Source organism: Streptomyces sp. NPDC028331 (genome assembly GCF_055565775.1).
The window spans coordinates 13,940-39,472 of record NZ_JBVHTR010000014.1; the positions used below are offsets into that span (position 1 = coordinate 13,940).

Below are 25,533 nucleotides of genomic sequence, written 5' to 3' on the forward strand. Positions count from 1 at the left end.
GAAGTCAGCATCGTCGCCAGGACATGTGGCTTTCTGGCGGGGATGTATGCAGTTCAGTTGTAGGCGGCGGCGAACATCCCGGGCTCGTAGGAGCCTCCGCGCTGGTGCACGATGACGGCGAGCCGGTTGGCCGCGTTGATCAGGGCGACGAGGGAGACCAGTGCGGCGATCTGGTCGTCGTCGTAGTGCTTGCGGACCTGGGCCCACGTCTCGTCGGACACGCCGTGGTGGGCGTCGGCGAGCCGCGTGCCTTCTTCGGCGAGCGCCAGCGCGGCCCGCTCGGCCTCGGTGAATACCGTGGACTCGCGCCAGGCGGCGACCAGGTTGAGCCGGACCGCGGTCTCACCGGCGGCTGCGGCCTCCTTGGTGTGCGCGTCGATGCACCAGCCGCAGCCGTTGATCTGGCTGGCGCGCAGCGACACCAGCTCCTGCGTGGCCCTCGGCAGCGGGGACTGATGGATCACGAGGCCGGCGTTTGCGAACCGCTTGAAGAACTTCGTGGCGATCTCGTTGTCGAACATGTTGAATCGGGCGTCCATGACTTCGTCCTCACTCGTGGTGTCGCACTGGACGAACACGAGATGCCGACGATCCGCTCCCTGTGACGGGCCGGTGGTGTGACGTGCGCCACCCCTCAGGGGTGTCACAGCGAGGCGGGGACCGGCGTCTTGTGCGCGTGGAACGGTCACGAGCGAGCAGGCAGGAGCAGCCGGTGGAGAGCGGGCACAGCGAGCGCGCACAGGACACGGCCGGGCAGCACGCCGGCGGCGGACTCATGGACCCCGGCACCGAGGCGTTCGTCGCCCATCGCAGCCTGCTGTTCACCGTCGCCTACGAGATGCTCGGCTCGGCCGCCGACGCGGAGGACGTCCTGCAGGAGACCTGGCTGCGGTGGGCGGGTGTCGATCTCGGCGCGGTGCGGGACCGGCGTGCGTACCTGGTCCGGATCACCACGCGCCAGGCCCTGAGCCGGTTGCGCACGCTGGGCCGCCGCAAGGAGTCCTACGTCGGCCCCTGGTTGCCCGAGCCGCTGCTGACCGCACCGGACGTGGCCGAGGACGTCGAGCTCGCCGACAGCGTCTCGATGGCGATGCTGCTGGTGCTGGAGACGCTCACGCCGACCGAGCGGGCGGTGTTCGTGCTGCGCGAGGTGTTCGACCTCGGGTACGAGGAGATCGGTGAAGCCGTCGACAAGAGCCCTGCCGCGGTCCGTCAGATCGCCCACCGGGCGCGGGCGCACGTCGCCGCGCGCCGGCCGCGCGGAGCCGTCTCTCCGGCCGAGACCCGAGAGGCGCTCGAGGCGTTCCGTCGCGCGGTCGAAACGGGGGACCTGCAGGGGCTGCTCGACATCCTGGCACCGGATGTGGTCCTCATGGGTGACGGTGGCGGAGTCAAGCAGGCCGTTCCGCGGCCCGTGCTGGGGGCCGACAAGGTGGCCCGCCTGCTGGTCGCCGGACTGGGCAAGGTCGCCACCGTGGCATCGCTGCGGCCGACGCAGGTCAATGGCCATCCGGCCCTGGTTCTCCGGCTCGACGGCGAGCTCGACACCGTCATGGCGGTGCGTATCGACGACGGCCTCATCACCGGGCTCTACGCCGTGCGCAATCCCGAGAAACTGTCCCGCATGCGGCGGGAGACGGCCCTGAGCCGCTGAGCCCGGCCATCGCCCGGGTGCCCGACCTCGACGGGGGGCGACGGCCCGGCCTCCGCACCGGCGCGTCGTCCTCCGTGTCCGGCCCGGTCGTTCTCGTCGGCCGCTCCGGTGACGAAGGTGTGCGGTGCCGGGCAGACCCTCGCGGCGGGCACCGCACCCCCTTCCCCCGGTTCAGGCCGCCGCGGCGGCGGGCCTCTCCGCTGCGGCCAGCAGGTCCATGAGCGTGGCCCGGGCCCGCGCCACCCTCGAGCGGACCGTGCCCACCGGGCAGTGGCTCACCTCGGCCGCCTCCGCGTAGGGCAGACCGAGCAGTTGGGTGAGGATGAACGCCTCCCGGCGCTCGTCGGGCAGCGTGGACAGCAGGTCCAGCAGGGCGATCCCGTCGTCGAAGCCGGGCAGCCCCCGCGGCTGGGCCAGCTCGACGGCCAGTTGCCAGTCCGCCGCGTCGGACAGGCGGGGCCGGGCGGCGGCATGCCGATGACTGTCGATCACCGCACGCCGGGCGATGGACAGCAGCCACGCTCGGGCCGACGACCGCCCTTCGAAGCGGTGCAGACTGCCGAGTGCGCGCAGGAACGTGTCCTGCGCCAGGTCGTCGACCGCCTGCGGATCGCGGCACAGGTGCGCGACGTAACGCAGGACGTCGCGGTGCAGAGCACGCACGAAGTGCTCTACGGCGTCCATGTCGCCGCCACGGGCGGCCAGCGCCCAGGCGGTCGTCGACTCGTCGTCCGACGCCGCCGTGTCACATGCGTCGCGTGAGGTGGGCAGGGCAGAAGTGATCACCTGGAGTCCTTCTCGGGTCATCCGGGATCCGGACCGCGGGCAGGCGGAAGTGCGGGCGGTCCGGCGAGTTCCGGCGAGGGTGGGAGACGGCCCTACGGCGCTGTGGCGCCAAGGCGCCCGTGCGGGCGTACGGCCGTGGCCCGAGGCGCGCAGGCGGCCTCGGGGAAACCGGCTGTCCTCAGACGACAGCCGTCCCTCGTGGGGGACCCCGGTGGGTGATCGTGTGGACGAGAAGGAGAAGACGCGGCGCCCGGTCCGAGCGACCGCGACGCACACGGAAGCGCGGGCGGTCCTGGGGGACGGGCAGGGCGAGCAGCAGCCGCAGCGGCGCGGCGAGCCACCCGGCGACGGCACGCAGGATGCGGAACGCGGCCTTCTCCCCGTGGGCCAGCCATAGGCCGCACAGCAGCGCGGCGAGCAGGTGGGCGCCCAGCATGCCGAAGGACGAGGTGTCGAAGGCGGAGTGGCCCATGTGAGCGGTGGGACTTACGCCCATGTGCCCCATGCCCATATGCCCCATGCCCATATGCCCCATGCCCATGTGCCCGAAGTCCATGGAGTCCATGGGCATCGAGCCCATGAAGCCCACGTCCATAGACCCCATGTCCATAGACCCCATGGGCGTTGAGCCCATGGGCGTTGAGCCCATGGGAGGCAGGGAACCCCTGTTCATCAACGCCATGGTTCCGGACGCCTGTCCCGGAGCCGGCGACTGGGCGAGCGAGAACGCCGAGTGGAGCACCGTCTGGGCGGCGACGACGACCGTCACGATCAGGGGCAGCCCGCGCTCCCGCCCGGCCAGGCACCAGCCGACGGCGCCGGTCACGGCAGCGCCCGCGGCCAACGCCCACGCGGGCACATGGCTTCCGGACATCATGACGTGTCCCAGGGCGGCGAGCAGCACGCAGACGGCCGCGAACACCGCGGCTCGTATCGCGCGAGAACACCACCCAGCCGTCACGGCGCCTCATCCTCGCATCCGGGCTTCGGTCGTCATGCGTGGGTACGGACAACGACCCGGCTCTCCACTCAAGCAGAAGCGCGTGATCCAGAACACAGGGCGGGGCGCGCAGATCCTCCGTCCGAGAGGTGATCGTCATCTCACCCGGTACCCGCCGGATCCTGCCGGACCCGCCGCTCGCGCGCCGCGCAACCGGGCCTCTGTGCTTGCCGATGCGCAGCACGTCCACCCGGTCATGCCGGTCTCCCCCGACAGAAGTCGGAAGCGGGCGGCGTTCGGTTCCCGGCCCGTTCGACGGAGCCGAAGCAACGCAGGGAGCACGAGCGCACGCCTGCGCTTTCCGCGCCCCCAGACGCACCAGGGGCGCGCGTCCACGCCATCCGTGCCGGGTATCCCCTGGACAATCCCCCCGCGACGGCCGGTCCCGGGCATCCGGACGCCGAGGCGCCGCAATCCCCCATCCACGGAAGGTGGAGCGACATGTCCGAGACCAACGGCTTGGAGCCCGTGGCAACGTTCTGCGGGAACTGCAACTGCGGCTGCCCCCAACTGTTCGTCGACCCCAACGCCCCGGCCGACCGCCGGATCGTCCTGACCGACGACTTCGGCCAGCGCGTCCAGATGAGCGCCGACCAGTTCTCCTCGCTCATCGACGACGCCAAGGCGGGCAGGCTGGACGGCATCGCCCTGCCTTGACCCACCACCAGGCCGCGGCTCCCGCCGGCGGCAGCCGCGGCCTGGGACATCGATCCACCCCCGGTCAGTGCGTCGCACCGGACTGCGCGGCGTCCCCGGCCCTCCACAGTCCCGCACCTGCGTACCCTGTTCCCGTGTCAGCCTCCCGCCTGCGGCGCGTCGCCGTCCTTGTGCTCGAGGGTGCGAAGCCGCTTGACGTCGGCATTCCCGCACAGGTGTTCACCACTCGCGCGAGCATGCCCTACGAGGTACGGGTCTGCGGCGCGGCGCCCGGTCTCGTGACCGGCGGCGACGGCCTGTCGTACCACGTCGCCGACGGCTTGGACGCGCTGGCGTGGGCCGACATCGTCTTCATCCCCGGTTACCGGTTCCCGGACCGCGACGATCCGCCGCAGGCCGTCGTCGACGCGCTGACCGCCGCCCACGCCCGGGGGATCCGGCTCGCCGCCATCTCGACGGGCGCCTTCGCGCTCGCCGCGACGGGCCTGCTCGACGGCAGGCGCGCCACCACGCACTGGCATTACACACGGGCCCTCGCGGCGAAGCACCCGCTCGTTCGGGTCGACGAGAACGTCCTGTTCGTCGACGAGGGCAGCGTGCTGACATCGGCCGGCGCGGCCTCGGGCATCGACCTGTGCCTGCACATCCTGCGCGGCGACCTCGGGGTGGCCGCGTCGAACCACGCGGCCCGGCGCCTGGTCGCGGCCCCCTACCGCAGCGGCGGCCAGGCACAGTACGTGCCGCGCAGTGTGCCCGAGCCGCTCGGCGAGCGGTTCGCCGCCACCCGGGAGTGGGCGCTGCACCGGCTCGGCGAGCCCCTCACCCTCGAGGTGCTCGCCCGGCACGCGGCGGTGTCGCCGCGCACGTTCTCGCGGCGCTTCGTCGAGGACACCGGGTACACGCCGATGCAGTGGGTCATGCGCGCCCGGATCGACGTGGCTCGCGAACTGCTCGAGCGTTCGCAGCGGAGCGTCGAGCAGATCGCCGCCGACGTCGGTCTCGGCACCGGTGCGAATCTGCGGCTGCACTTCCAGCGCATCCTCGGCACCACTCCGAGCGAGTACCGGCGCACCTTCGCCCAGGGCGAGTAGCCGGGCCGCCCCCGTCCCCGGCCGGCCGTCCGAGGACGGCAGGTTTGCCCTGGCGCGATCCTTGCGAAGGGTGGCGATCACGCCGCTGTCAGGGGCGGACGCGCGACCGTGACCCTGGTGGCGAACCGAAGGGACATGACTCATGACTCGCATCGCCGTCAACGGATTCGGCCGCATCGGACGCAACGTGCTGCGCGCACTGCTCGAACGCGGCAGTGACCTGGAGGTCGTCGCCGTCAACGACCTCACGGAGCCCGCCACGCTCGCACGGCTGCTCGCCTACGACACGACGGCCGGCCGGCTCGGCCGCCCGGTGACCGTCGACGGGGACGCCCTCGTCGTCGACGGCCGTCGGATCACGGTGCTCGCCGAGCGGGAACCGGCGCTGCTGCCGTGGGCCGAACTGGGCGTCGACATCGTGCTGGAGGCGACCGGCCGCTTCACCTCCGCCAAGGCCGCCCGTGCCCACCTGGACGCGGGCGCGAAGAAGGTGCTCGTCAGCGCGCCCTCCGACGGCGCCGATGTCACGCTCGCGTTCGGGGTCAACACCGACGCGTACGACCCGGCGGTGCACACGATCGTCTCGAACGCCTCGTGCACCACCAACGCGCTCGCGCCGCTGGCCGCGGTGCTCGACGAACTCGCCGGCATCGAGCACGGGTTCATGACCACGGTGCACGCCTACACGCAGGAGCAGAACCTGCAGGACGGTCCGCACCGCGACGCCCGCCGGGCCCGTGCCGCCGCCGTCAACATCGTGCCGACCACGACGGGCGCCGCCAAGGCGATCGGCCTGGTGCTGCCGAACCTCGACGGCAAGCTGTCGGGCGACTCGATCCGCGTGCCCGTCCCCGTGGGCTCGATCGTCGAGCTCAACACGACCGTCGCCCGCGACGTGACGCGCGACGACGTGCTGGCGGCCTACCGCACCGCGGCCGAGGGGCCGCTCGCCGGCATCCTCGAGTACTCGGACGACCCGCTCGTGTCCTCCGACATCACGGGCAATCCGGCCTCGTCGATCTTCGACTCGGCCCTCACCCGCGTCGACGGCCGCCATGTCAAGGTGGTCGCCTGGTACGACAACGAGTGGGGCTTCTCCAACCGCGTCATCGACACACTCGAGCTCCTCGCCACCCGCTGACGGGAGTTCTCTCGGGGGAAGCGTCCCTCTGGAACCAGTCCGCCCCTGGGACCCGTTCGGGGTTCCAGGGGCGGCTCGTCCCACGGTGCCGGGGGTCAACTGGTGCTGAGCATGCCCTTGCGCAGCCGGGCGAGCGTGCGGGACAGCAGGCGTGAGACGTGCATCTGGGAGACGCCGAGGCGTTCGCCGATCTGCGCCTGGGTGAGTTCCTCGACGAAGCGCAGGTGAATGATCTGCCGGTCCCGCTCGTCGAGTTCGGCGATCATGGGGGCCAAGGCATGGAAGTCCTCCACCAGTTCCAGCGCCTGGTCGTCGGTGCCGATGAAGTCCGCGAGCGCGGTCTCACCGTCATCGCTGTTGTTGATGGCGGCGTCCAGGGACGAGGAGTTGTAGCCGTTGGCCGCCAGACGGGCCTCGACGACCTCCTCCTCGGACAGGCACATCAGCTCCGACAGCTCCTTGACCGTCGGAGCGCGACCCAGGCGGCTGCGGAGCTCCTCGGTGGCGCGCGCGAGCTGGACCCGGGCTTCCTGCAGGCGCCGCGGCACGTGCACCGCCCACGAGGTGTCACGGAAGAACCGCTTGATCTCACCCACGATGTACGGGATGGCGAAGGAGGTGAACTCGACCTCCCGCGAGAGTTCGAACCGGTCGATCGCCTTGATCAGTCCGATCATGCCGACCTGGACGATGTCCTCCATCTCCTCCGGCCCGCGGCTGCGGAACCGGGCCGCCGCGTAACGGACGAGGGACATGTTCATCTCGATCAGCGTGTTGCGCGCGTACTGGTACTCGGGCGTGCCCTCCTCCAGCACCGCCAACTGGTCGAAGAACAGCTTCGACAACGTACGGGCGTCCTTGGGTGCGACCCCGGACGGGTCGGCGAGCTGCGGCAGTCCGGCTATGTACGCGTCCGTCGTCGCCGTGGTCGCTGCCGTCACGTTTTCCCTCCCGGATCCAAGCAGGCCTCCCTGCCTGCATGTGCTGACGAGCCGTCGTGTACCCCGGCGTCCGCCGGGCATGCCAGCCTTTTGCGCGCGACTTTCCGCCACGACTGTCGTCACGGCATGCCGTCGCGACCCGGAAAGGGTGAAATGGGCTCCGCAACCTGCGGTCGGGACACGTGGGAGCCGCCGCACCGCGGCGGCCCCCACGGGCTGGGCCCGCTCACCAGGATCACCGATGGCGTCCGTGCGGCGCGCCCGTGTGCACCGCCCGCGCTACCCGGAGCGGCGCCGGGCTCCCGCGCGCCGCTTGAGCGCGCGGCGTTCGGTCTCGCTCGTACCGCCCCACACTCCGATGGTCTGGTCGGTGTCCAGCGCCCACTGCAGACACTCCTCCTGCACGGGGCAGCGTCGGCAGACCGCCTTGGCCTGCTGAGTCTGCAGCAGCGCCGGTCCCGTGGTGCCGATCGGGAAGAAGAGGTCGGGATCCTCGTGTCGGCACGCGGCGTGGTCTCGCCAGTTGTCCATGAAAGTCACCTGCGATCGAAAGTCGTCCGTGCCCTCGGAAAACGTGTACGCGCTTCGGGTCACCTGCCGACACCCGGATGAAACCGGACGAAAAGCCGTGCATGTGTAAGCTTCGCGGAATCCTCACAAGTCCATCCGGCTCGGCGGGGATCCACCACCCGTACGAGTGCCCTCACTCGGCGCCCCGGAAGGTCTTGCGGTACGCGCGTGGCGACACGCCCAGCGACTCGCGGAAGTGCTGCCGCATCGCGGTGCCCGTACCGAATCCGGTCCTCGCCGCGACACGGTCGACCGGTTCGTCGGTGCGCTCCAGCAGTCGGCGTGCGTACTGCAACCGCTGCTGGGTGAGCCACTGCATCGGCGTCACACCGGTCTCCCGCCGGAACTTGCGGGTCAGGGTGCGCACGCTCATCGCCGCCCGGTCGGCCAGGTCCTCCAGGGTGAGCGGTTCGTCCAGGTGCCGCAGCGCGTAGGACCGGGCGGCGGCGGTCGAGGTGTCCCCCGGCTCGGGGACGGGCCGCTCGATGTACTGTGCCTGCCCGCCTTCGCGGTGCGGCGGTACCACCGTGCGCCGGGCGACGGCGTTGGCGATGTCGGCACCGTGATCGCCACGGATCATGTGCAGACACAGGTCGATCCCCGCCGCCACGCCGGCGGAGGTCAGCACGCCCCGGTCATCGGTGTAGAGCACATGGGGATCCACCTCGATCTCCGGGTACAGCGCGGCCAGTTCGGCGCACGACTTCCAGTGCGTCGTCGCCCGCCGTCCCGCCAGCAGCCCCGCGGCCGCCAGCACGAACGACCCCGTGCAGATCGACGCCAGCCGGGCCGTGGCGGGTATGTGCTCCAGGGCCTCGCGTACCTCGGCGCCCAACCGCCCGCGCGCCTGCGGCCCGTAGTCCTCCAGGGCGGCCGGCACGATCACGGTGCCGGCGCCCTCGAGCGCCTCGGGCCCGTAGGGCACGTTGACGGTGAAGTCGGCGTCCGTGGGGATCTCGCCGGGCGACGGCGCGCACGTCACGACGGAGTACAGCGGCCGTCCCCGGTCGTCCTCGGCCGTTCCGAACAGACGGTGCACGATGCCCAGTTCCATCGGCAGCAGTCCCGGGCGCACCAGTACCGCCACCCGGTGCGCCGTCCCACGTGACACGGTCATGGCCGGATTCTTTCACTACCGGTCCAGCTGGCCAGTGGTTTCGGGCCGCGCGCCCGACCAAGGATGGACCGCATGCGAGACCTGACCGGCCGTCCTCGAAACCCCCTGGCCCACCGTGCCTGGTGGGTCGCCACCGTCACCGGAGTCGCCATCGTCGTCGCCGGTTCGTTCTCCACCATGCCGGGCATCCTGCAGGAGCCGCTGCACGACGAGTTCACCTGGTCGCGCGGATCGATCGGCCTCGCCGCCTCCGTCAACATGGTGCTCTACGGGCTCACGGCGCCTTATGCTGCGGCCCTGATGGACCGCTTCGGCGTCCGCCGGGTCGTCGTCACGGCACTCGGCGCCGTCGCCGCCGGGTCGCTGCTGGCCACCACGATGAACGAGGCCTGGCAGTTCACGCTCTACTGGGGATTCCTGGTCGGCCTGGGCACCGGTTCGCTGTCGATGACCCTCGGCACCACCGTGACCAACCGCTGGTTCGCCCGTCGGCGCGGGCTCGTCACCGGAGTCCTCTCCTCGGGCAGCGTCCTGGGCCAGATGGTCTTCCTGCCCGCCCTGTCCTGGACCATCGGCCACCACGGCTGGCGTCCCGCCCTGGTCAGCCTCGCCCTGGCCGCGCTCGCGGTCGCTGCCCCGGTGTGCCTGGTGGTGCGCGACCACCCCGCCGATGTCGGCCGACGCCCCTACGGGAGCCGCGCGTTCGTGCCCCGGCCGGCTCCTGCGCCCGGCGCCGCGCACCGCACCCTCACGGCTCTGCGCAGTGCCTCGCGGAGCGTCCCCTTCTGGCTGCTGGCCGCCGCGTTCGCCGTGTGCGGGGCGTCCACCAACGGCATCATGTGGACCCACTTCGCGCCGGCCGCCCACGACCACGGCATGCCGGTCACCACCGCCTCGACGCTCCTGGCGTTCATCGGTGTCTTCAACGTGGTGGGCACCATCGCCTCCGGCTGGCTCACCGACCGCGCCGACGCACGACGGCTGCTCGCCGCCTGCTTCTTCCTGCGCGGCCTGCTCCTGGTGTGCCTGCCGCTGATCATGACGGCCACGGTCGACCCGCCGATGATGGCCTTCGTCGTCCTGTTCGGCCTGCTCGACCTGGCGACGATCCCTCCGGTCATCGCCCTGTGCCGCACCTTCTACGGTGCCGACAGTGCCATCGTCTTCGGCTGGGTCAACGCCGCCCACCAGGTCGGCGCGGCGTCGGCCTCCTTCCTCGGCGGCGCCGCCCGCGACACGTTCGGCAGCTACGACCCCGTCTGGCTGAGCCTGGGCGCCGCCTGCGCGAGTGCCGCGCTGCTGTCCCTGGCCCTTCACACGAGCACGCCGGAACGACCCGCCGCTGCGCGGGAGCGGGCCCAGGACAGCGCGGTCGGCGACTGCTGAGGGGTTCTCGGTCGTGACCGCCGCGCCGGTCGGCTCCGCGTTCGCCGCCCCGCTCGAACGACGGATGCCCCTGGCGGGCGTTCTCCCCGCAGCACGCGTTCTCCCTCAGCGGGTGTTCTCGTTCAGCGGGCGGTCTCCCTCAGCGGGCGGTCTCGCTCAGCGGGCGGTCTCGCTCTGGCGTCGGAAGGGGGTGGACCGGTTCGCGACTGTGGTGCCGCGTGCCGCGGCGCGGGCCGGGCCGTCGGGGAGGGTGAAGGCGAAGACCGCGGTCACCGCCGCGATCGCGGCCAGGGCGAGGTAGGCGTGTCGGTAGGCGGTGACGGGCGGGTCCGCCGCGGCCGCCGCGGGGGTGCTCAGCACCAGGGCCATGGTCACCGCCGCGGGCGCGAGGGCGCCTCCGGTCTGGCGTACGACGGTGTTCAGCGTGGACGCCTGGGCGAGGTCCGGTCGCGCGATGGTCGCCAGTGAGGCCACCGTGGTCGGCATGAAGACCCCGCCCATGGCGACACCGAGCAGGAACATGTAGCCGCGGAAGGCCCACAGGCCGGTGTGCTCGTCACAGGTGGCGAACAGCAGCAGGACCGCGCCGACTCCCGCCATACCGCAGCCGACGATGACCCTCGGGCCGATCCTCGCGTAACAGGCACCGGCGACCTGAACGGTCAGCAGCACTCCGAAGGCCTCGGGAAAGGTGCTGGTGCCGGACTCCAGGGCGGTGCGGCCCTGTCCCTGTTGCAGGAAGAGCGGGCCGAGATACATGGCGCCCAGGATCGGCACCAGTCCCACCAGATTGATCAGGTTGGTGTCCCTGAAGAGCCGGTCCGCGAAGAGGCGGAGCTTCAGCAGGGGCTCGGCGACGCGCAGTTCGAAGGCGATGGTGGCGGCGAGCAGGGCGGCGCCGAGCACCAGGGCGGTGACCACTGCGGCGGAGGACCAGCCGCGGTTGGGTCCTTCGCTGACGCCGAACATCACGGAGCCCAGGGCCGCCGCGCTGAGCAGCAGCCCGGGCAGGTCGAAGCGTCCGGGCCGGGGGCCGCGGTGCCCCGACAGGAACAGCAGCCCGAACAGCACGGCCGGCAGGCCCACCGGCAGGTTGACGTAGAAGACCCAGCGCCAGGACAGGTGGTCCACCAGCAGGCCGCCGAGGACCGGAGCGGCGGCCGGTGCGATCTGCTGCGGAATGATCATGTACCGGGAGATCCGCACCTGCTCCGAGGAGTTGAAGGTGGAGAACAGCAAGGAGGCCGAGGCGGGGAAGAGGACTCCGGCCGACAGTCCCTGGAGCGCGCGGAAGGCGACGAGGGGCCCGAGGCCGGTGGCCGCGCCGCACAGCAGCGAGGAGCCGAGGAAGCCGGTCAGCGCGGTGAGCAGGACGCGTTTGGCGCCGAACCGTTCGACCAGCCAGGCCGAGGCGGGGATGGCCATGGCCAGGCAGACCGGGTAGACCACGACCACCCCGTCCAGGGCGGCGGTGGTCAGGTGGAACTGACGGGCGATCGACGGGAGCGCGACCGTGGTGATCGCTCCGTCGACGATCGCGATGAACGTGACGCAGACGCACATGACGGGGACGACCAGGCGCTGGCCGGGACGGAAGGAGGAGAGGGGCAGGACAGGACGACGGCTGAGCGGAAGCACATACTGAGCATACTCAGTATGAGGATGCTCATAGAATGGATTATCGCGACGGAGCGGGGGATCCACATGGCAGTGCAGGGCAGCAGCGACATCCTGGTCGACGAGCTCTACGAGACGGCCCACCAACTGCGCCGCTTCGTGGAGTCCCGGCTGCGTTCCCACGGCGCCTCGGTCGCCCGGCTCCGCGCCCTGCGGATGCTCGCACGGGCAGCGGAACCCCTGCGGATGCGGGACTTGAGCGAGATGACGGGGGTCGCGGCCCGGACCACGACGAGCATCGTCGACAGCCTGGAGCGCGACGGCCTGGTGGAGCGTGTGCGCCATCCGCACGACCGCCGGGCCTTCCTGCTCCGCCTCACCGACCAGGGCCGTCAGTGCCATCGCGAAGCGGAAGAGGTGGACCGCCTCGCGCTGGCCGAGGCCACGGCCGACCTGAGCGCGGAAGACCGTACCCGGCTACGGGCCCTGCTCGCACGCATCCGGGAGGCCACGGCCTGACAGGGGCGCGCTTCAGCCCGATGACGACGACGGGAAGCCCACGGTGAGCAGGGCCCTGTCGTCGGGCATCTCCGTGTCGGGCTGCTGGTGCAGCAGCAGGGAACAGACGCCCTCGGCGTCGAGGCCCGCGGTCGAACGCGCTGTCTGAAGGAGCTGTTCCAGGCCGATGTCCAGGCTCTGGCCACGCCGTTCGATCAGGCCGTCGGTGTAGAAGACGAGCGTGGCACCCGCCGGGACGGTGGTCTCCGCCTGCGGGTAGTCGGTGAACGGGACGGGGCCGAGCGGTGGGGCGAGGGCGCCCTCCAGGTACCGGCCGGAGCCGTCGCCGTGGATCAGCAGGGGCGGCGGATGGCCCGCCCGGGAGTACCGCAGGGTGCGGGTACGGCGGTCGTAGACGGCGTAGCAGGCCGTGGCCATCAGGCCGTGGTGGTAGGTGCCCAGAAAGTCGTTGAGCTCCGCGAGGACGGCGGGCGGACGTCTACCGCTGCGCCGGGCGATGCTGCGCAGCGCCGTGGTGGTCTGGGCCATGGCGGTGGCCTCGGCGATGCCGTGGCCCGCGATGTCGCCGATGGTGAGGCCGACGGTCTCCTCGTCGAGAAGGTGGACGTCGTACCAGTCGCCGCCGACGTCCACCAGCCGGGTGCCGGGGGCGTACCCGCCGGCGATGTCGAGGCCGTCGACGGACGGCAGGTTGGGCAGCAGGCTGCGCTGGAGGCGTTCGGCCAGGCGGTGTTCGTGCTCGAAAAGGCCCGCCCGGCGCACGGCCTGGGCGATCTGCTGGCCGATGGCGACGGTGTGCTCGGCGTCCTGCTCGGCTCCCGGCGCATAGTGGATGACCAGGGTGCCGAGGGTGACACCTTCGGCCTGCAGCGGGACGCGCTGCTCGCTCTCCTGCGCCTGCCCGGGGACAGACGGGGTGTACGGCCGGTCGAGGTCCACCCAGGGGGCCGTCGTGACGGGCAGCGTGTCGGCCGGGCCGAGGGACGGCACGATGCGCCGCGGGTACAGCTCGAGCGTCACGTCCGCGGCGTCCAGAGCTTGGGGAGCGCACTTGTGCACGGCGTCGCAGACGTCGGAGAGGGTGGCGCTGGCCGCCAGGGCCGCCGTGAGCCGGTACAGGCGCTGCATGCGCGCGCGGGCCCGTTGCTCGGTGCGCAGCAGCCGGTCGCGCTGCTGGGCGATCGCGTGCCGGTAGGCCATCTGCTGGTTCAGCAGGCTGACGCGCTGGCTGAGCGCCACGAAGCGGTCGCTGACGTCGAGCCGGGACAGGTGCAGTTGGACGACCGGCTCGCTGCCCTTCCACCAGGTGGCCCGGCCTCCGTGGCAACGCAGGCGCAACGGGTCGCCGGCGCTGTTGCGCACGGTCATGACGCCGGGCAGCGGGGAGCCGCTGCGCAACCACTGGGCCATGCGCCGGCGCATGTCGGCGGGGTCCAGCACCAGGTCCGTGAGCTCCGCTCCGGGGCGGAGCGTGTCCACCGTACGGTTCGTGGCGGGATTGGCGGCCACCACCCGGCCCGAGGCCGTGCACACGACGACGGCGTGGGGAAGGAGCCCGGCGATGGCGCGGAACATCGCCGGGTTCATCTCAGCCACCCGTTCCGGGTGGTCCGTCGACCGCGTCGCCGTCGACCGCCGGGGCGTCGCCGAAGTACTCACGGCCGGGCTCCTCGCCCAGATCCAGGTCGAGTTCGGGATCGAGGTGCACCACGACGCGGCAGCCCGTGGCTCCGCGGGCGATCGTCTCCTCCAGCTCGACGCGTGCGTAGCCGAGATTCTGCGCGGCGATGGTGCCGAAGACGTTGGAGGTCATCATGCACATCGACTCCCGCCCCAGGACCTTCTCCGCGAACGGGCAGCTTCGGCTGCCCAGGACGATTCTGTGCCGGTCCTGGGAGATGAGGTAGAAATCGCCCCCGATGCGCTGCTTGAGATCGACCAGCACGTCGGCGACCTGGCCCCGGGTGAGCTGCGGCAGGCCCATGGCCTCGGTGTAGGCCTCGTTGATCTGCAACCCCACCGACTGGCCGACCAGGCTGATGTAGCCGGAGGCCTCCTCGAGTCCGACCACGGACTCAAGGGACGTCGCCAGTTCGCGGACCAGTCCACGCATGAACACGTCGCGGTCCAGCTCCACCTGCGCATCCTTGGCGAGGTTCACGACGGCCCCTCCCTGTCGCGGAGTACCGTGCGCACGGCCGGCGCGGATGTCGACTGACAGGTCCCCTGTCACCACACGGTCTTCGGGGAGCATACCGCCCTTGCCGCCGACGAAAGAACCCTCGATTCCGGAGCCGATCCCCCACGTTCGGGGCCGGCAGTGCCGCGGCGACGGCCCACTGTTCACACCGTAGGAGGAACCACCGACCATCGGGGGGCGCCGGGACGTCGTTCAACGAGTGGATCCGGGCCGGGCGTGAACCGGCGGGCAGCCGGGCAGAGCCGCTGTCCGCGTGCGGGCCGCCGTGCGGGCCGGCGTTCCCCTATGCCGTCGGCCCGCACGAACTCCGGTGGGCCACTGGGCCATCGGCCGCCCTCGGCGCCACGGGGCGTATCAGGCACCCCCCGGTCGCCTGATACGCCCCGTCGCACCACTGGCGAGCGCCCGCGGGCCGGGATGCGCGTCCGTTGCACGTCGATGCCGCCCGGTTGGAGTGTGGATCAGCGAGGGGTGGGACCGGTATGGGTAGAACTGCGTAACCGAGCGGCCGGACGAACGGAGACGGACACGTGGCACAGGGGCCGGGCGCGGCCTACGAACGCATGCTGTCGGTGGCCATGGCGGCGCTCCACGAGAGCGAACCCGGGCGGCTGTGGCCGCTGCTGGCCGCCGCGCTGCCGGACGTGTGCGGCGGCGAGGTCCTGATCTACAAGCTGGACGACTGGAGCGAGCGCGCGGGCACGGTCGGTGCGGCGCCCGACGTGGCGGCGGCGTTCGACGTGCTCGAGGACGAGGCCCTGGGGCTTCTGCGCGCCGGGTTCCCGTTCGCGGGGCATTACGCGAACGAGCGCGACCGCGCGCCGGTCACGGCCGCCCGGGTGCCCGGAGCCCCCTGGTCGGTGAGCGCGACCGCACGTCTGGTCGACGACGTGCTGGACATGGATCACGTGCTGGCGATCCCGCTTCCCGGGGCGACCAGCCCCGTCACCGGGTGTCTCGTCTACCGCTCGGGAACGGACTTCACCGACGACCACCTCCACCTCGCCCGGCAGGTGCAGCCCCTGCTGGCGGCCGTCGACCAGCAGCGGCTACTCCTGGAACGCTGGCAGCGGGTCGCCGCTGCGGACGCTGCGCAGGAGGTGGCCGCGGACTGTGATCTCACCCCGCGGGAGACGGCTGTCCTGCTCCTGCTCGCCGAAGCGCTGACCGCCGCTGCCATCGGCCGTCGTCTCGGCATATCCGACCGGACCGTGCACAAGCACATCCAGAACGTCTACCGCAAACTGGGCACCCGCGACCGCATCAGCACCGTGCTCCGCGCCCAGCGACTCGGCCTCGTGCCCGCGCCGGAGCCACCCCACCGCCGCCGCGGCACGGTGTAGCCGACGTCCTGCCCGGAAACGCGGGTCGCGTCCGCGGTCGCCGGGCCGGTCACCGGCCGGGCGCCCGCTCGGTGGCCTCCCGGCCGCCCTGGGGCGCCCGGCCGTTTCCGTCCGGGTCGGCGCGTGCCGCGAACGAGCCGTGCCTGCCGCGCTTCGGGGGCGGGCCGCTGACCGTGCACCCCGGGCGGGCGCGTCGGACGCCCGGGGCACCCCCCGCCCACCGGCCGTCGGCGGTCAGTCCCGCTCCGTCGGCAGCAGTCGGGCGATGGCCGGTTCCAGACGTGGCAGCGCCCGTTGGCCCATCAGTGCCAGAGCGATCGCCGCGGCGACGCCCGCCCAGCCGAACGGCCCGAGCGGGGTGCAGCCGAACAGGCGGCTGACGCCGGGCGTCTGGATGAGCGCGACGAGTGCAACGGCGGAGCCGATGGCCGTGACACGGACCAGCGGGCTGTCGCGGCGGTCGGCCAGCGTCTGGGCGAGCTGGGTGCCGACCACCCCGCACAGGGCCATCGTGCCGGAGCGGCGAGCGCTGCCCGGGGTGAACCGGCCGATCAGCCAGGCCGCCACCGCACCCAGGCACGTGGTCAGCGCGCGGTGGCGGATCTGCCGGATCAGGGGCGCCCCGAGGACCTCTGGCACCCCGTCCACGGAAGCGGCGTCCTGCTGTCCTTCCTGTTCCTCCGTCGCGCTTTCCTGACGCTGCGGCGTCACCGCGACCGCCATGGCCGGGAACAGGTCCGTGAACAGGTTCACCAGCAACATCTGACGTGTGCTCAGCGGGGCCGTCCCCGACAGCAGGGTGCCGATGGCCCCGAAACCGATCTCGCCCGCGTTCCCGCCGATCAGGATGGCGACCGCGTCGGCGACGCTGCGCCACAGGGCGCGGCCCTCGCGGACCGCCTCGACCAGGACGGTCAGATCGTCGTCGGTGAGCACCAGGTCGGCGGCGTTGCGCGCGGCGGCCGATCCCCGGGCACTGATGCCCACGCCGACGTCGGCGGCGCGGATCGCCGCGGCGTCGTTGGCGCCGTCGCCCACCATGCCGACCACCCGGCCGGCCTCCCGCAGGGCCTCGACGACCTGGAGCTTCTGCTCCGGTGCGACCCGGGCCACGACGCCCGCGTCGGCGAGCATGCGGATCCTCACCGACCGGTCCGCGGCGGCCAGTTCGTCGCCGGTGACCACGACGGTGTCCTGCGGCCAGCCCAGTTCGGTGGCGATCGCCCGGGCGGTCTGCGGATGGTCGCCGGTCAGCATGACCGGCCGTACGCCGACTTCCCGCAGGTCCCGCACCAGGGCCTGGGACGTCTCGCGCGGAGCGTCGGAGAGCGCCAGCAGACCGGCGAACTCCAGCCGCTCCAGCGGTCCTTCGAGGGCGCCGGACTCCTTCTCGTCCTCGCCCAGGGTGCGCCGGGCCACCGCCAGGACCCGCAGGCCCTCGCCGGCGAGCGCCCGGGCGGTGGCGGAGGCGTGGTCCGGCAGCGCCGAGCAGGCGGGCAGAACGGTCTCCGGGGCGCCCTTGACCACGAGCGTGCGCGGACCGTCGGCGGCGCTGCCGACCGCGGCGGCATAGCCGCGGGCCGCCTCGAACGGCAGGCCCTCGGCCTGCTCCCACTCCGGGTCGGCTCCGGCCGCGTCCAGGACGGCCGCGTCGGTGGCGTGCACCGGCCGCTCGGAGCCGCCGTTCAGCCGGGGGCAGGCGCGTGCCGCGTCCCGTACGATCCCGGCGACCGCCGCCTCCGCCGCGCCGTGCACCGTGCCGTCGGCGTCGGCGACACGCGTCAGGCGCAGCCGGTTCTGCGTGAGGGTGCCGGTCTTGTCGAAGCAGACGGTGTCCATGCGGCCCAGGGCCTCCAGCGTGCGCGGGGTGCGCACCAGGACGCCGCGGTGGCCGAGCCGCCGGGCGGCCGCGAGCTGTGCGACCGTGGCGACCAGCGGGAGCCCCTCGGGAACGGCGGCCACGGCGACGGCCACACCGCCGCTGACCGCCTCCCGGATGGGCGTGCCCCGCAGCAGCGCCAGTCCGGTCACCGCGGCTCCGCCGCCCAGTGTGAGCGGCAGTGCCTTACGGGTGAGTTGCTGCAGCCTGGCCTGCACGCCGGCGGAGGGCGGGGTGCGTGCGGCGAGCGTCACGGCACGGGCGGCCTCGGTGCTCTCGCCGGTCTCCACCACGACGGCCCCGGCCTCGCCGGCCACCACGGTGGTGCCCTCGAACAGCATGCAACTCCGGTCGGCGAGGGGGGCGCCCGGGGTCGGACCGACCTGCTTCGCGACCGGCAGGGACTCCCCCGTCAGCGCCGACTCGTCGACCTCGAGGCCGTCCTGCCAGAGCACTCGTGCGTCGGCGGGTACGACGTCGTCCGCCTTGAGCTCGATCACGTCGCCGGGCCTGAGCCGGGCGGCGTCCACCGTCCGCGCGGGCTCTGCCGCGTCCTCGTGCGCGGGTGCGACGCGTGCCTTCTGCTGCTGTTCGGCGAGCAGGCCGGACAGCGCCCGTTCGGCCCGCAGCCGCTGTACGCCCCCGACCAGCGCGTTGAGGTCGAGCGCGCCGACGACGAGCGCCGCGTCGACGACGGAGCCGAGGATCGCCGAGGCGGCGGAGCCGACCGCCAGGACCGGCGTGAGGGGGTCGTCGAGTTCGCCGCGCACCGCCCGGGCGAGCTGGAACGACCAGCGTGCCGGAGCCAGGGCGGGCATCCGCGCGGCGGTGCCGGCCGCCTTGCGCAGCCGGGCCGTGACCAGGTCCACCGGGTCCGGTTCGCGGGCTCGTTCGCCGACGAGCCGGGCCTGAGCCTCCTCCGGCGGCAGCTCGTGCCACGGCACGCGCGGGCGGGGGTGCGGGGCGCGGGCAGCGGCGACGCCCAGCGCGGCGCGCGCTCCGGACGCGAGGGCCGTCGCCGCGCTGACGTCGACCGGCACGTGCCGCAGACCGGGCAGCAGGCCGCCCCGCCCCCGGCCGCCCCTGGACTCGCCGACGGCCACCAGCAGCCCGGAGAGCGCGGCACCGGAGCGGGCCAGGGTCTGTGCGCGGCGGCCGACGGCACGTGCCGCGGGGACCGCGGCCAGCAGCCGCCACACGTCGCGCAGGCCGTGCCGGGCCAGGACGTCCGCTCCCCACACGACGGCGGCGTCCCGGTCGGTGAGGGCGACGGCGACGTCACCGGCGAGCAGTCCTGCCAGGACGGTCTGCTCGTCGGCCGAGGTCAGTCGGGCGACCGTGACGACGCCGCCGGAGTCGCCGCGCAGCCCGTGCACCACGTCGTCCAGCGGTCGGCGTGCGTCCACGACCTGGTCGGCGAGTCCGGTGAACTCCTCCAGCGCGGGATCGTCCACGACCACGACGCGCAGCCCGGCGCGGCGCGCCGCGTCCAGCACGACCTCGGCCCAGGGGTCGGCGTCGCCGCCTTCGGTGCGCAGCGCGCTCGGGTGCAGCACGACCGTGCCGGCCGTCTCCAGTTGCCGCAGCCGCTGCGGGTCGCGCACCAGCACGCCCTCGCGTGACAGTGCGCCGCTCAGCACGGCGTGGAAGGCGGCGGGTCCGTAGCGCGCGGCCTTCGGCGAACCCGCCAGCACCGCCTCGGCGGCCTCACCGACGTCGCGTTTGACCAGCAGGGTCACCGCGGCGCCGATCAGGCTTCCGGTGGAGGCACGTGCCGCGTACTCCTGGGCCGGGGCGGGGCGCAGCCGGGGACGCGGAGCCCGGCCCGCGGGGACGCTGACACGCTCCGGTGTGCACAGCTCGTCGTGGACCGCGTCGAAGGCGGCCGCGCGAGCCATCGTCTCCCCCAACTGGCAGGATCGCAGCGCTCCGTCGAGCACCAGCGACGTGGGGGTCTGGCCGGCACCGTGTGCGGCCGCGTTCGCCCAGGCCAGTGCCAGGTCCATACCGGTGCGGCCCAGCCGGGCGCGCAGCAGGTCGCGGAAGCGCGGGTTCTCCCGCAGCAGGGTCACGGCCGCGGTCACCAGGCGGGGCGACGGCGGCAGGCGCAGCGCCGACCCGACCACCGCGGCCGCGGTGCCGGCCACGTCGGCCGCCAGCGCGGCCGCCGCGGCCCGTACCCCGGAGGGCTCGGCCGGATGCGGGTACTCCTCCGGCAGGTCGTCCGCGCGGAGCAGCCCGTGGCGTTCGGCGATGCCGGTCGCGTCCTCCACGACACGGTCGGTGGCGGCGTCCTCGGTCGCGGCCACCACCAGCCGGGCCAGCCCGCCGTCCCAGTACGCGAAGGCCACATCGGGGTGCTCCGCCAGTGCCGCGGCCACCCGGCGTGCCTTCGTGGCGATTCCGCCCGCCCACCGCTCCTCCGCGGGAACCGCCGGCCGCAGCGCGAGGTGCGCCCGATTGCCCGACCGCCACGGGCGGGGACGGCCCGGCAGCGCGTGCCGGGCGACGCGGGCGACCCGGACCGCGGCGTCGGCGCTTCGCACCCCGGCCCGCGCCGCCTGGGTCACGGCTCCCGCGGCCGCGCCCACGGCCGTCGGGGCCGACTGCTCGAACAGGCGGGCCGCCGCCGGCACGGCGCGCCGGGCGGTGGCCGAAGGGTTCATCAGCAGTGCGAGGACCATGACGCGCCCTCAGCCGGCCGTACGGGCGCGGCGCGTGTCCGAGCCGTCGCGTCCGGAGGACGCCGCGGGCCCCGTCACTGACGCGGACCTGGATTGCTGCGGCCGGGGCTGCGTGAGCCAGGCCACCGCCGCAGCGGTGAGGGCGACGGGCCACTCCACCACACCCACCGCGCCGAGCACTCCGGCCCCCGCGTAGACCGCCGACCGCCGCCCTCGCGGCGACACGGCGCCCACCTTCTCCAGCGTTCCCTCGGCCGCTCGGCCCACCGTCCCGGCGCCGGGCAGCCGGCCCAGGGCCGAGGCCGCGTCGCGCACCGGCCGGGGAACGGCCCTCAGCGGCGCCGGCAGGGACGATGACTTCTGCTCCGCCATGACTCACCTCATCCGTGGTGACATCGCTTTCTCGCGGGGCCCGGGTTCCCGCCCGCACGCCGGCCATCCCCAGGTCTTGGTCACGTTGCGGCCCCGTGTGTTGCCTTGCGCGCTGCCGTGCCCGCCGAGGACGACGCCGCACCGCTCGCCGAGTGGGGACGCGTGGCCCCGCAGCGGCCCGCGGCGCGCATACGTGCGGGGAGGGGCGGGGACACCGTGGGGGCCGGGACGGACAGGGCACAGCCGGCCAGGGGCGGGAACGTGCGCGGCACGGCCGTCAGTGGGTGACGACCTCTTCCTGGTCGCCCGGTCTCCCTGGTCGCCCGGTCTTCCTGGTCGGTCAGCGGGCGTCGGGGGTGTGCTTCTCCGTGCGGAGGTAGATGCGGGTGGTCGTGCCGTCCGGACCGGTGTGCAGGCGGACCAGGTCGACGAGGACGTTGACCAGGAGCAGGCCCCGGCCGCCGGGCTGGGCGCCGGGCGGAGGGATGCGCCCGGCCAGCGGATCGGTGTGCACTCCTGCGTCGCTGACCTCGCACACGAGTTGCCGGTCCTGCGCCCACATGCGCAGGGTGCCACGGCCGCCGCCGTGCACCACGCTGTTCGTGGTCAGCTCGGCCACCGCGAGCTCCAGGTCCGCCGCCCGGCTCTCTGCCAGGCCCAGCAGTGCCGCCTGCTCGGTGGCGAAGCGGCGGGCGGCGGGCAGCGCGGCGGCGTCGAAGGCGAACGGGGAGGCGTCGAGCGGTGCGGGAGGAAGGGGCTGGTTGTAACGGATGACGACCTGCTCCGGCGCGTAGGCGGCGCTGGCGCGCTCCTTGCCGCCCTCGATGAGCGTCGGATGGGTGGCGTGCGCGTCGGCGATCACCTCGGAACCCAACCGGGAGGTGTCGTACGGGCACAGGATGCTCACCGCCCGGCCCTCGAAGGCCGCGTTGATCAGCGCCTCGTGCTGCACGCACGCGGGATATTCGGTCGCGGTGCGTCCGGCCCAGATGGGCTCCCCGATGATCCGCACCCGGCCCGTGGGGTGGGCGTCCGCGAAGCCGCGCAGCACCCGGGGGATGATCCGCCCCGGATTGCGCCCGGCCTCGGTCATGTCCAGGAACTCCACGGCCTCGCCCTGTTCACCGAGCGCGTCCTGCAGCAGACGCAGATTGTCGCCCGGCACGGCCACCGCCACCGGCTCCCCGGCGGCCAGTCCGTCCCGCACGAACGGCACGGTGCCGGCCAGGAAGTCGTCCCGGCCGGAGTAGAAGAGGGCGGGGTGCCAGAACCGGTCGCCCACCGTCGTGCCACTCATGACTGCGCCACCTCGATCACCGACAGCTCGGGCCAGAACAACTCCAGCATCCGCCGCAGACTCACCGGGGGCCGGGACAGCACGATGCGCCGCCCGTCGCCCAGGGCTTGGGCCGCCGCCGCGAGCGAAGCGACGCCTCGGACGTCGATGAAGGTCACCGCGGACAGCTCCAGATGACACACCGGCTCGTCCCCGTGCACGATTTCCTCCAGCAGACGCTCCCACACCGGCTGCGTCGTCAGGCTGACTTCGCCCTCCGCCCGCAACCCGGCCCGGTCCGGCAGCGGCCAGCCCGTCAATGCGGCCGTCGGCAGGGGCTGGTCGGCCTCCTGCCGCGTGCCTTGTGGTGTGTCCATCTCTCCACCTTGTGCGGCTGCTCCCGAACCCAGCCAGTATGGCCCACGGCCGGACGAGGCGGTGCGGCGGCATCGCGACGGCGGGCGCTCGGCATGGCCCGGGACCGCCACGGCGGCGCTCAGGGGCCGTCACCCCGGCACCCCGTCGGCCGGATCGCCGGGACGGCGGACGATTCGGTGCGGGCACTCGGTGGTCGGCCCCGCCCGTCGTGCGCCTGCCCAGCGCGGTCAGCCGAGCGCCTGGTACACGGAGGCCGTGGTCAGGCCGTACACCAGGTGCGGCAGCGCGTCGGACACCCAGGACGTGAGGTCCCAGGAGGTGGGGTCGGCCACGGCGAGCGCGGTGGCGGGCACATCACTGCCGGCCATGGCCGCGGCGCCGAGCAGGGGCCCTGCCGCCCACAGGGGCGGTGCGCCGCGGCGCCCCAGCAGCCCGTACGCGGCTCCGACGGCGAGACCGGTGACGTAGCCGAGCAGCGCTCCGGCGGCCTCCTCGCGGTGGGATTCGGTCTCTCCGCCGCCCAGTTCGATGCCCGTGCGGTCGGCGAGTCGGTCCGCGACCTGGGCCGGCATCCGGCTGGAGGACCGGCCGCGCAGCAGCATGTCGCCGTAGGCGGCCACGTTCTGCGCGACCGTGCCGGCCGCCCCGGCGAGCAGGCCTCTGGTCACAGGTCGCATACCCCGCACTCCCCTGTGGTCGGCGATACCGGACTGACCCTTCGGGTTCCCCGCGCGCCGCACCCAAACGTCGCCGGTCGGGTGACGGCCGATCGGGTGCCGTCCGTGGCCTGGAGTGCGCGTGCCGACATGGGCTTCAGCGGTGGTAAGAGGCCCGTGGCGGGCCACCGCGCTCAACGGGCACAGGTGCGGCGGCTTCTCAACAGGGACGGGCGTCGCCCGGCGGAACGACAGCCGGGCCGTGTGCGCGGTGGTAAGCGGAATGCATGAGACCCTCGCGTATCGCCGCACGTCTGTGCTCGCTCCTCACCGCCGTCTACGCCCTCGTCGCCACCCCCACCGCACACGCCGCTCCTCGCGCGTACGCCGCCGGGTACGTCGCCCTCGGCGACTCCTACTCCGCCGGTGTCGGTGCCGGCGGCTACCTCAGCTCCAGCACCGACTGTCTGCGCAGCAGTCATTCCTTCCCCGCCCTGTGGGCGGCGGCCCACGCGCCGTCCAGCTTCGACTTCACCGCCTGCAACGGCGCCCGTGCCCGCGACGTGCTGAGCAGTCAGCTCGGCCCGCTCAACGCCCGTACGGGGCTGGTCAGCATCACCGTCGGCGGCAGTGACGCCGGCTTCTCCCATGTCATGACGACCTGTGTGCTGCACAGCTCGGGGACCTGTCTGGACGCCGTCCACGAAGCACTCGACCGCATGGACGGCGACCTCCCCGGCGACCTCGACCGCCTCTACGCCGCCATCCGGGCCAAGGCTCCCCACGCCCATGTCGTCGTCCTGGGCTACCCGCACCTGTACCAGCTCAACGGAAGCTGCAGGACGGGGCTGCCGGACACCACCCGTTCCGCCCTCAACGGCGCCGTCGATCACCTCGACAAGGTCATCGGCGAACGGGCCGCGCACCACGGGTTCACCTACGTCGACGTCACCGGCGCCTTCGCCGGTCACGAGATCTGCTCCGTCGCCCCGTGGCTCCACAGTGTCAACTGGCTCGCTCCGACCGAGTCGTACCATCCCACCGAACGGGGACAGTCCCAGGCCTACCTCCCCGCTCTCACCCGTACCGCCTGAACACGCCGACCGACGCGGCGAGCACCTGCGCGCCGGCCGCAAGGGCCAGGGTGCCGGGGAGGGACCGGGCGGCGGCGGCCCCGGCGAGCGGCGCTCCGAGGGCGAACCCGGTGATCTTCAGGCCGGCTCCCGTGGTGAACACCTGACCGCGCAGGTGTTCGGGGGTCTCCCGGTGGCGCTCCGCGAACAGGGCGGTGAGCTGGGGCCCTTCACCGATTCCGGCCAGGAGGACGGCGCCGGCGAGTGCGGCGGGCCGCCCCATGGCGTCCAGAAGAAGCAGCGCGGCGGCCTGCACGAGGGCACCGGCCCACAGCAGGGTGTCCGGCTCGACCGGACGCGGGCATCGCGCGAGTGCGGCGTTGGCCGTCAAGGCGGAGACGGCCGCGCCGGAGAGCAGCATCGCGCCCTGGCCGGCTCCGCCGAGCACGCGTTCGCCGAGGAGCGGGAGGCAGGCCGTCAGCATGCCCTGGGCGGCGCAGGAGATGACCGAGGTGAGGGTTGCGCGAGCCAGGCGGGGGGGCACGGACGATGAACCGTACGCCGGCGACGAGTTCGCGGAGCGGGGAGGCGGCCTTCGGGTCGTTCGAGGGTCGGTCTTCGGCGGGCGGCCCCACGCGGCCGGTACGGCCAGGCCGATGAGCACCGCGGAGGCCGGTGCTCCGTACGCCTGCGCGGCAGCGCCGGCCAGGGCGGGCCCGAGCAGGCCGGCCAGAGCGAAGGTCAGCGCGTCGAGCGCGTTGGCTCGCACGAGGTGGTCGCGCGGCACCACTCGGGGGAGTTGGGCCGTCCAGCCGCCCGACAGTGCCGGTCCCGGAATGCCCGTCAGCACGGCGATCAGCACGCAGACGGCGAGGGGGAGGCGGCCGATGCCGACGAGGATCGCCAGCAGACCCGTTCCGTGGAGCGTGAGCGCGACGGCGAGCAGACGGCCCGGGCGAGCCGTCCTGTCGAGGAGCACCCCGAGCACCGGCCCGCCCAGTGCGGCGGCGACCGTGCCGGCCGCGATCAGGGCATCACCCAGGGCAGCGGCCCGGAGCGCCGGTACTGCTCCCGCCGCTGCGCGACCCGCGAACGCGTCGCGGCGCACCGGCGCTCACGGTCCGCCGCCGCACGGACGACGGGATGCAGCGACGCCACACCCACAGATGGCACAAAACTGGGTAAATCCACCT

The 25,533-nt window shown here is 73.1% G+C and carries 23 protein-coding genes; 8 read left to right on the forward strand and 15 right to left on the reverse strand.

All coding sequences use genetic code 11. From position 1 onward, the window contains the following. Positions 1 to 53: 53 nt before the first annotated feature. Positions 54 to 539, reverse strand: coding sequence for a carboxymuconolactone decarboxylase family protein (locus ACZ4SW_RS21100; protein ID WP_468245935.1), 486 nt, complete (start codon positions 537 to 539; stop codon positions 54 to 56). Positions 540 to 775: 236 nt separating this feature from the next. On the opposite strand from ACZ4SW_RS21100, the gene ACZ4SW_RS21105 reads away from it, so the two are divergent. Beyond that, the gene (locus ACZ4SW_RS21105) at positions 776 to 1,654 is read left to right on the forward strand and encodes an RNA polymerase sigma-70 factor (RefSeq protein ID WP_468246859.1); all 879 of its coding nucleotides are present in this window, start codon (positions 776 to 778) and stop codon (positions 1,652 to 1,654) included. A gap of 171 nt (positions 1,655 to 1,825) precedes the next feature. Here the strand turns inward: ACZ4SW_RS21105 and ACZ4SW_RS21110 are convergent, their stop codons facing one another. After that, entirely contained in the window at positions 1,826 to 2,440 is a 615-nt protein-coding gene (locus ACZ4SW_RS21110; RefSeq protein WP_468245940.1) for a sigma-70 family RNA polymerase sigma factor, read from the reverse strand. A gap of 178 nt (positions 2,441 to 2,618) precedes the next feature. After that, positions 2,619 to 3,401: a hypothetical protein gene (locus ACZ4SW_RS21115; RefSeq protein ID WP_468245944.1), complete on the reverse strand. Its 783-nt coding sequence runs from the start codon at positions 3,399 to 3,401 to the stop codon at positions 2,619 to 2,621. Positions 3,402 to 3,881: 480 nt separating this feature from the next. Here ACZ4SW_RS21115 and ACZ4SW_RS21120 point away from each other — a divergent pair, with 480 nt between their 5' ends. The 3 genes from ACZ4SW_RS21120 (at position 3,882) to gap (ending at position 6,329) form a co-directional block, all read left to right on the forward strand. After that, the gene (locus ACZ4SW_RS21120; RefSeq protein WP_468245950.1) at positions 3,882 to 4,097 is read left to right on the forward strand and encodes a hypothetical protein; all 216 of its coding nucleotides are present in this window, start codon (positions 3,882 to 3,884) and stop codon (positions 4,095 to 4,097) included. 134 nt (positions 4,098 to 4,231) lie between these two features. Continuing rightward, entirely contained in the window at positions 4,232 to 5,188 is a 957-nt protein-coding gene (locus ACZ4SW_RS21125; RefSeq protein WP_468245954.1) for a GlxA family transcriptional regulator, read from the forward strand. A gap of 142 nt (positions 5,189 to 5,330) precedes the next feature. Continuing rightward, entirely contained in the window at positions 5,331 to 6,329 is a 999-nt protein-coding gene (gene gap, locus ACZ4SW_RS21130; protein WP_468245960.1) for a type I glyceraldehyde-3-phosphate dehydrogenase, read from the forward strand. Between the two features lie 95 nt (positions 6,330 to 6,424). On the opposite strand, the gene ACZ4SW_RS21135 is transcribed toward gap, so the two are convergent. From ACZ4SW_RS21135 to ACZ4SW_RS21145, 3 genes are all read right to left on the reverse strand, one after another. Then, complete coding sequence (locus tag ACZ4SW_RS21135) at positions 6,425 to 7,270, reverse strand: RNA polymerase sigma factor SigF (protein WP_468245965.1); 846 nt, start codon at positions 7,268 to 7,270, stop codon at positions 6,425 to 6,427. 279 nt (positions 7,271 to 7,549) lie between these two features. Further along, a complete protein-coding gene (locus ACZ4SW_RS21140) occupies positions 7,550 to 7,801 on the reverse strand; it encodes a WhiB family transcriptional regulator (RefSeq protein ID WP_468245971.1) in 252 nt (83 codons plus the stop codon). A 172-nt stretch (positions 7,802 to 7,973) separates the two neighbouring features. Then, the gene (locus ACZ4SW_RS21145; protein WP_468245976.1) at positions 7,974 to 8,957 is read right to left on the reverse strand and encodes a GlxA family transcriptional regulator; all 984 of its coding nucleotides are present in this window, start codon (positions 8,955 to 8,957) and stop codon (positions 7,974 to 7,976) included. Between the two features lie 63 nt (positions 8,958 to 9,020). Between ACZ4SW_RS21145 and ACZ4SW_RS21150 the strand changes: the two genes are divergently transcribed. Further along, on the forward strand, positions 9,021 to 10,343 hold the full coding sequence (locus ACZ4SW_RS21150) for an MFS transporter (RefSeq protein WP_468245979.1): 1,323 nt from the start codon (positions 9,021 to 9,023) through the stop codon (positions 10,341 to 10,343). 156 nt (positions 10,344 to 10,499) lie between these two features. Here the strand turns inward: ACZ4SW_RS21150 and ACZ4SW_RS21155 are convergent, their stop codons facing one another. After that, positions 10,500 to 11,906 (reverse strand): DHA2 family efflux MFS transporter permease subunit, encoded by a 1,407-nt coding sequence (locus ACZ4SW_RS21155; protein ID WP_468246861.1) that lies wholly within the window; start codon positions 11,904 to 11,906, stop codon positions 10,500 to 10,502. 141 nt (positions 11,907 to 12,047) lie between these two features. On the opposite strand from ACZ4SW_RS21155, the gene ACZ4SW_RS21160 reads away from it, so the two are divergent. Beyond that, positions 12,048 to 12,479, forward strand: a complete 432-nt coding sequence (locus ACZ4SW_RS21160; protein WP_468245982.1) for a MarR family winged helix-turn-helix transcriptional regulator — start codon at positions 12,048 to 12,050, stop codon at positions 12,477 to 12,479. A 12-nt stretch (positions 12,480 to 12,491) separates the two neighbouring features. Here the strand turns inward: ACZ4SW_RS21160 and ACZ4SW_RS21165 are convergent, their stop codons facing one another. Then, positions 12,492 to 14,138 carry a SpoIIE family protein phosphatase gene (locus ACZ4SW_RS21165; protein ID WP_468245986.1) on the reverse strand — a complete coding sequence of 549 codons (1,647 nt, stop codon included), beginning with the start codon at positions 14,136 to 14,138 and terminating at the stop codon, positions 12,492 to 12,494. Beyond that, positions 14,068 to 14,640, reverse strand: a complete 573-nt coding sequence (locus ACZ4SW_RS21170; protein ID WP_468245990.1) for a methanogen output domain 1-containing protein — start codon at positions 14,638 to 14,640, stop codon at positions 14,068 to 14,070. The genes ACZ4SW_RS21165 and ACZ4SW_RS21170 overlap by 71 nt, the downstream gene beginning before the upstream one ends. Positions 14,641 to 15,209: 569 nt before the next feature. Between ACZ4SW_RS21170 and ACZ4SW_RS21175 the strand changes: the two genes are divergently transcribed. Next, positions 15,210 to 16,022, forward strand: a complete 813-nt coding sequence (locus ACZ4SW_RS21175) for a helix-turn-helix transcriptional regulator (protein WP_468245995.1) — start codon at positions 15,210 to 15,212, stop codon at positions 16,020 to 16,022. Between the two features lie 234 nt (positions 16,023 to 16,256). Here ACZ4SW_RS21175 and ACZ4SW_RS21180 read toward each other — a convergent pair whose 3' ends face one another. The 5 genes from ACZ4SW_RS21180 to ACZ4SW_RS21200 form a co-directional block, all read right to left on the reverse strand. Next, positions 16,257 to 20,585, reverse strand: coding sequence for an HAD-IC family P-type ATPase (locus ACZ4SW_RS21180; RefSeq protein ID WP_468246002.1), 4,329 nt, complete (start codon positions 20,583 to 20,585; stop codon positions 16,257 to 16,259). 9 nt (positions 20,586 to 20,594) lie between these two features. Further along, positions 20,595 to 20,957 carry a hypothetical protein gene (locus ACZ4SW_RS21185; RefSeq protein ID WP_468246009.1) on the reverse strand — a complete coding sequence of 121 codons (363 nt, stop codon included), beginning with the start codon at positions 20,955 to 20,957 and terminating at the stop codon, positions 20,595 to 20,597. A gap of 340 nt (positions 20,958 to 21,297) precedes the next feature. Then, positions 21,298 to 22,254 carry an anti-sigma factor RsbA family regulatory protein gene (locus tag ACZ4SW_RS21190; RefSeq protein WP_468246015.1) on the reverse strand — a complete coding sequence of 319 codons (957 nt, stop codon included), beginning with the start codon at positions 22,252 to 22,254 and terminating at the stop codon, positions 21,298 to 21,300. After that, the gene (locus tag ACZ4SW_RS21195) at positions 22,251 to 22,610 is read right to left on the reverse strand and encodes an STAS domain-containing protein (protein ID WP_468246020.1); all 360 of its coding nucleotides are present in this window, start codon (positions 22,608 to 22,610) and stop codon (positions 22,251 to 22,253) included. Before ACZ4SW_RS21195 ends, ACZ4SW_RS21190 begins: the two co-directional genes overlap by 4 nt. Before the next feature lie 228 nt (positions 22,611 to 22,838). Next, a complete protein-coding gene (locus ACZ4SW_RS21200) occupies positions 22,839 to 23,288 on the reverse strand; it encodes a hypothetical protein (protein WP_468246026.1) in 450 nt (149 codons plus the stop codon). A 266-nt stretch (positions 23,289 to 23,554) separates the two neighbouring features. Here ACZ4SW_RS21200 and ACZ4SW_RS21205 point away from each other — a divergent pair, with 266 nt between their 5' ends. Further along, positions 23,555 to 24,361 (forward strand): SGNH/GDSL hydrolase family protein, encoded by an 807-nt coding sequence (locus ACZ4SW_RS21205; RefSeq protein ID WP_468246032.1) that lies wholly within the window; start codon positions 23,555 to 23,557, stop codon positions 24,359 to 24,361. Here ACZ4SW_RS21205 and ACZ4SW_RS21210 read toward each other — a convergent pair. Then, a complete protein-coding gene (locus ACZ4SW_RS21210; protein ID WP_468246864.1) occupies positions 24,345 to 25,382 on the reverse strand; it encodes an MFS transporter in 1,038 nt (345 codons plus the stop codon). The genes ACZ4SW_RS21205 and ACZ4SW_RS21210 overlap by 17 nt on opposite strands. Positions 25,383 to 25,533: the final 151 nt, after the last annotated feature.

What these genes read in the sequence shown, in the direction of transcription:
- ACZ4SW_RS21145 (WP_468245976.1), bottom strand. Translation starts at nt 8,957, where the DNA reads ATGACCGTGTCACGTGGGACGGCGCACCGGGTGGCGGTACTGGTGCGC.
- ACZ4SW_RS21105 (WP_468246859.1), top strand. Translation starts at nt 776, where the DNA reads ATGGACCCCGGCACCGAGGCGTTCGTCGCCCATCGCAGCCTGCTGTTC.
- ACZ4SW_RS21195 (WP_468246020.1), bottom strand. Translation starts at nt 22,610, where the DNA reads ATGGACACACCACAAGGCACGCGGCAGGAGGCCGACCAGCCCCTGCCG.
- ACZ4SW_RS21100 (WP_468245935.1), bottom strand. Translation starts at nt 539, where the DNA reads ATGGACGCCCGATTCAACATGTTCGACAACGAGATCGCCACGAAGTTC.
- ACZ4SW_RS21160 (WP_468245982.1), top strand. Translation starts at nt 12,048, where the DNA reads ATGGCAGTGCAGGGCAGCAGCGACATCCTGGTCGACGAGCTCTACGAG.
- ACZ4SW_RS21155 (WP_468246861.1), bottom strand. Translation starts at nt 11,906, where the DNA reads ATGTGCGTCTGCGTCACGTTCATCGCGATCGTCGACGGAGCGATCACC.
- ACZ4SW_RS21205 (WP_468246032.1), top strand. Translation starts at nt 23,555, where the DNA reads ATGAGACCCTCGCGTATCGCCGCACGTCTGTGCTCGCTCCTCACCGCC.
- gap (WP_468245960.1), top strand. Translation starts at nt 5,331, where the DNA reads ATGACTCGCATCGCCGTCAACGGATTCGGCCGCATCGGACGCAACGTG.
- ACZ4SW_RS21120 (WP_468245950.1), top strand. Translation starts at nt 3,882, where the DNA reads ATGTCCGAGACCAACGGCTTGGAGCCCGTGGCAACGTTCTGCGGGAAC.
- ACZ4SW_RS21200 (WP_468246026.1), bottom strand. Translation starts at nt 23,288, where the DNA reads ATGCGACCTGTGACCAGAGGCCTGCTCGCCGGGGCGGCCGGCACGGTC.
- ACZ4SW_RS21190 (WP_468246015.1), bottom strand. Translation starts at nt 22,254, where the DNA reads ATGAGTGGCACGACGGTGGGCGACCGGTTCTGGCACCCCGCCCTCTTC.
- ACZ4SW_RS21185 (WP_468246009.1), bottom strand. Translation starts at nt 20,957, where the DNA reads ATGGCGGAGCAGAAGTCATCGTCCCTGCCGGCGCCGCTGAGGGCCGTT.
- ACZ4SW_RS21150 (WP_468245979.1), top strand. Translation starts at nt 9,021, where the DNA reads ATGGACCGCATGCGAGACCTGACCGGCCGTCCTCGAAACCCCCTGGCC.
- ACZ4SW_RS21140 (WP_468245971.1), bottom strand. Translation starts at nt 7,801, where the DNA reads ATGGACAACTGGCGAGACCACGCCGCGTGCCGACACGAGGATCCCGAC.
- ACZ4SW_RS21180 (WP_468246002.1), bottom strand. Translation starts at nt 20,585, where the DNA reads ATGGTCCTCGCACTGCTGATGAACCCTTCGGCCACCGCCCGGCGCGCC.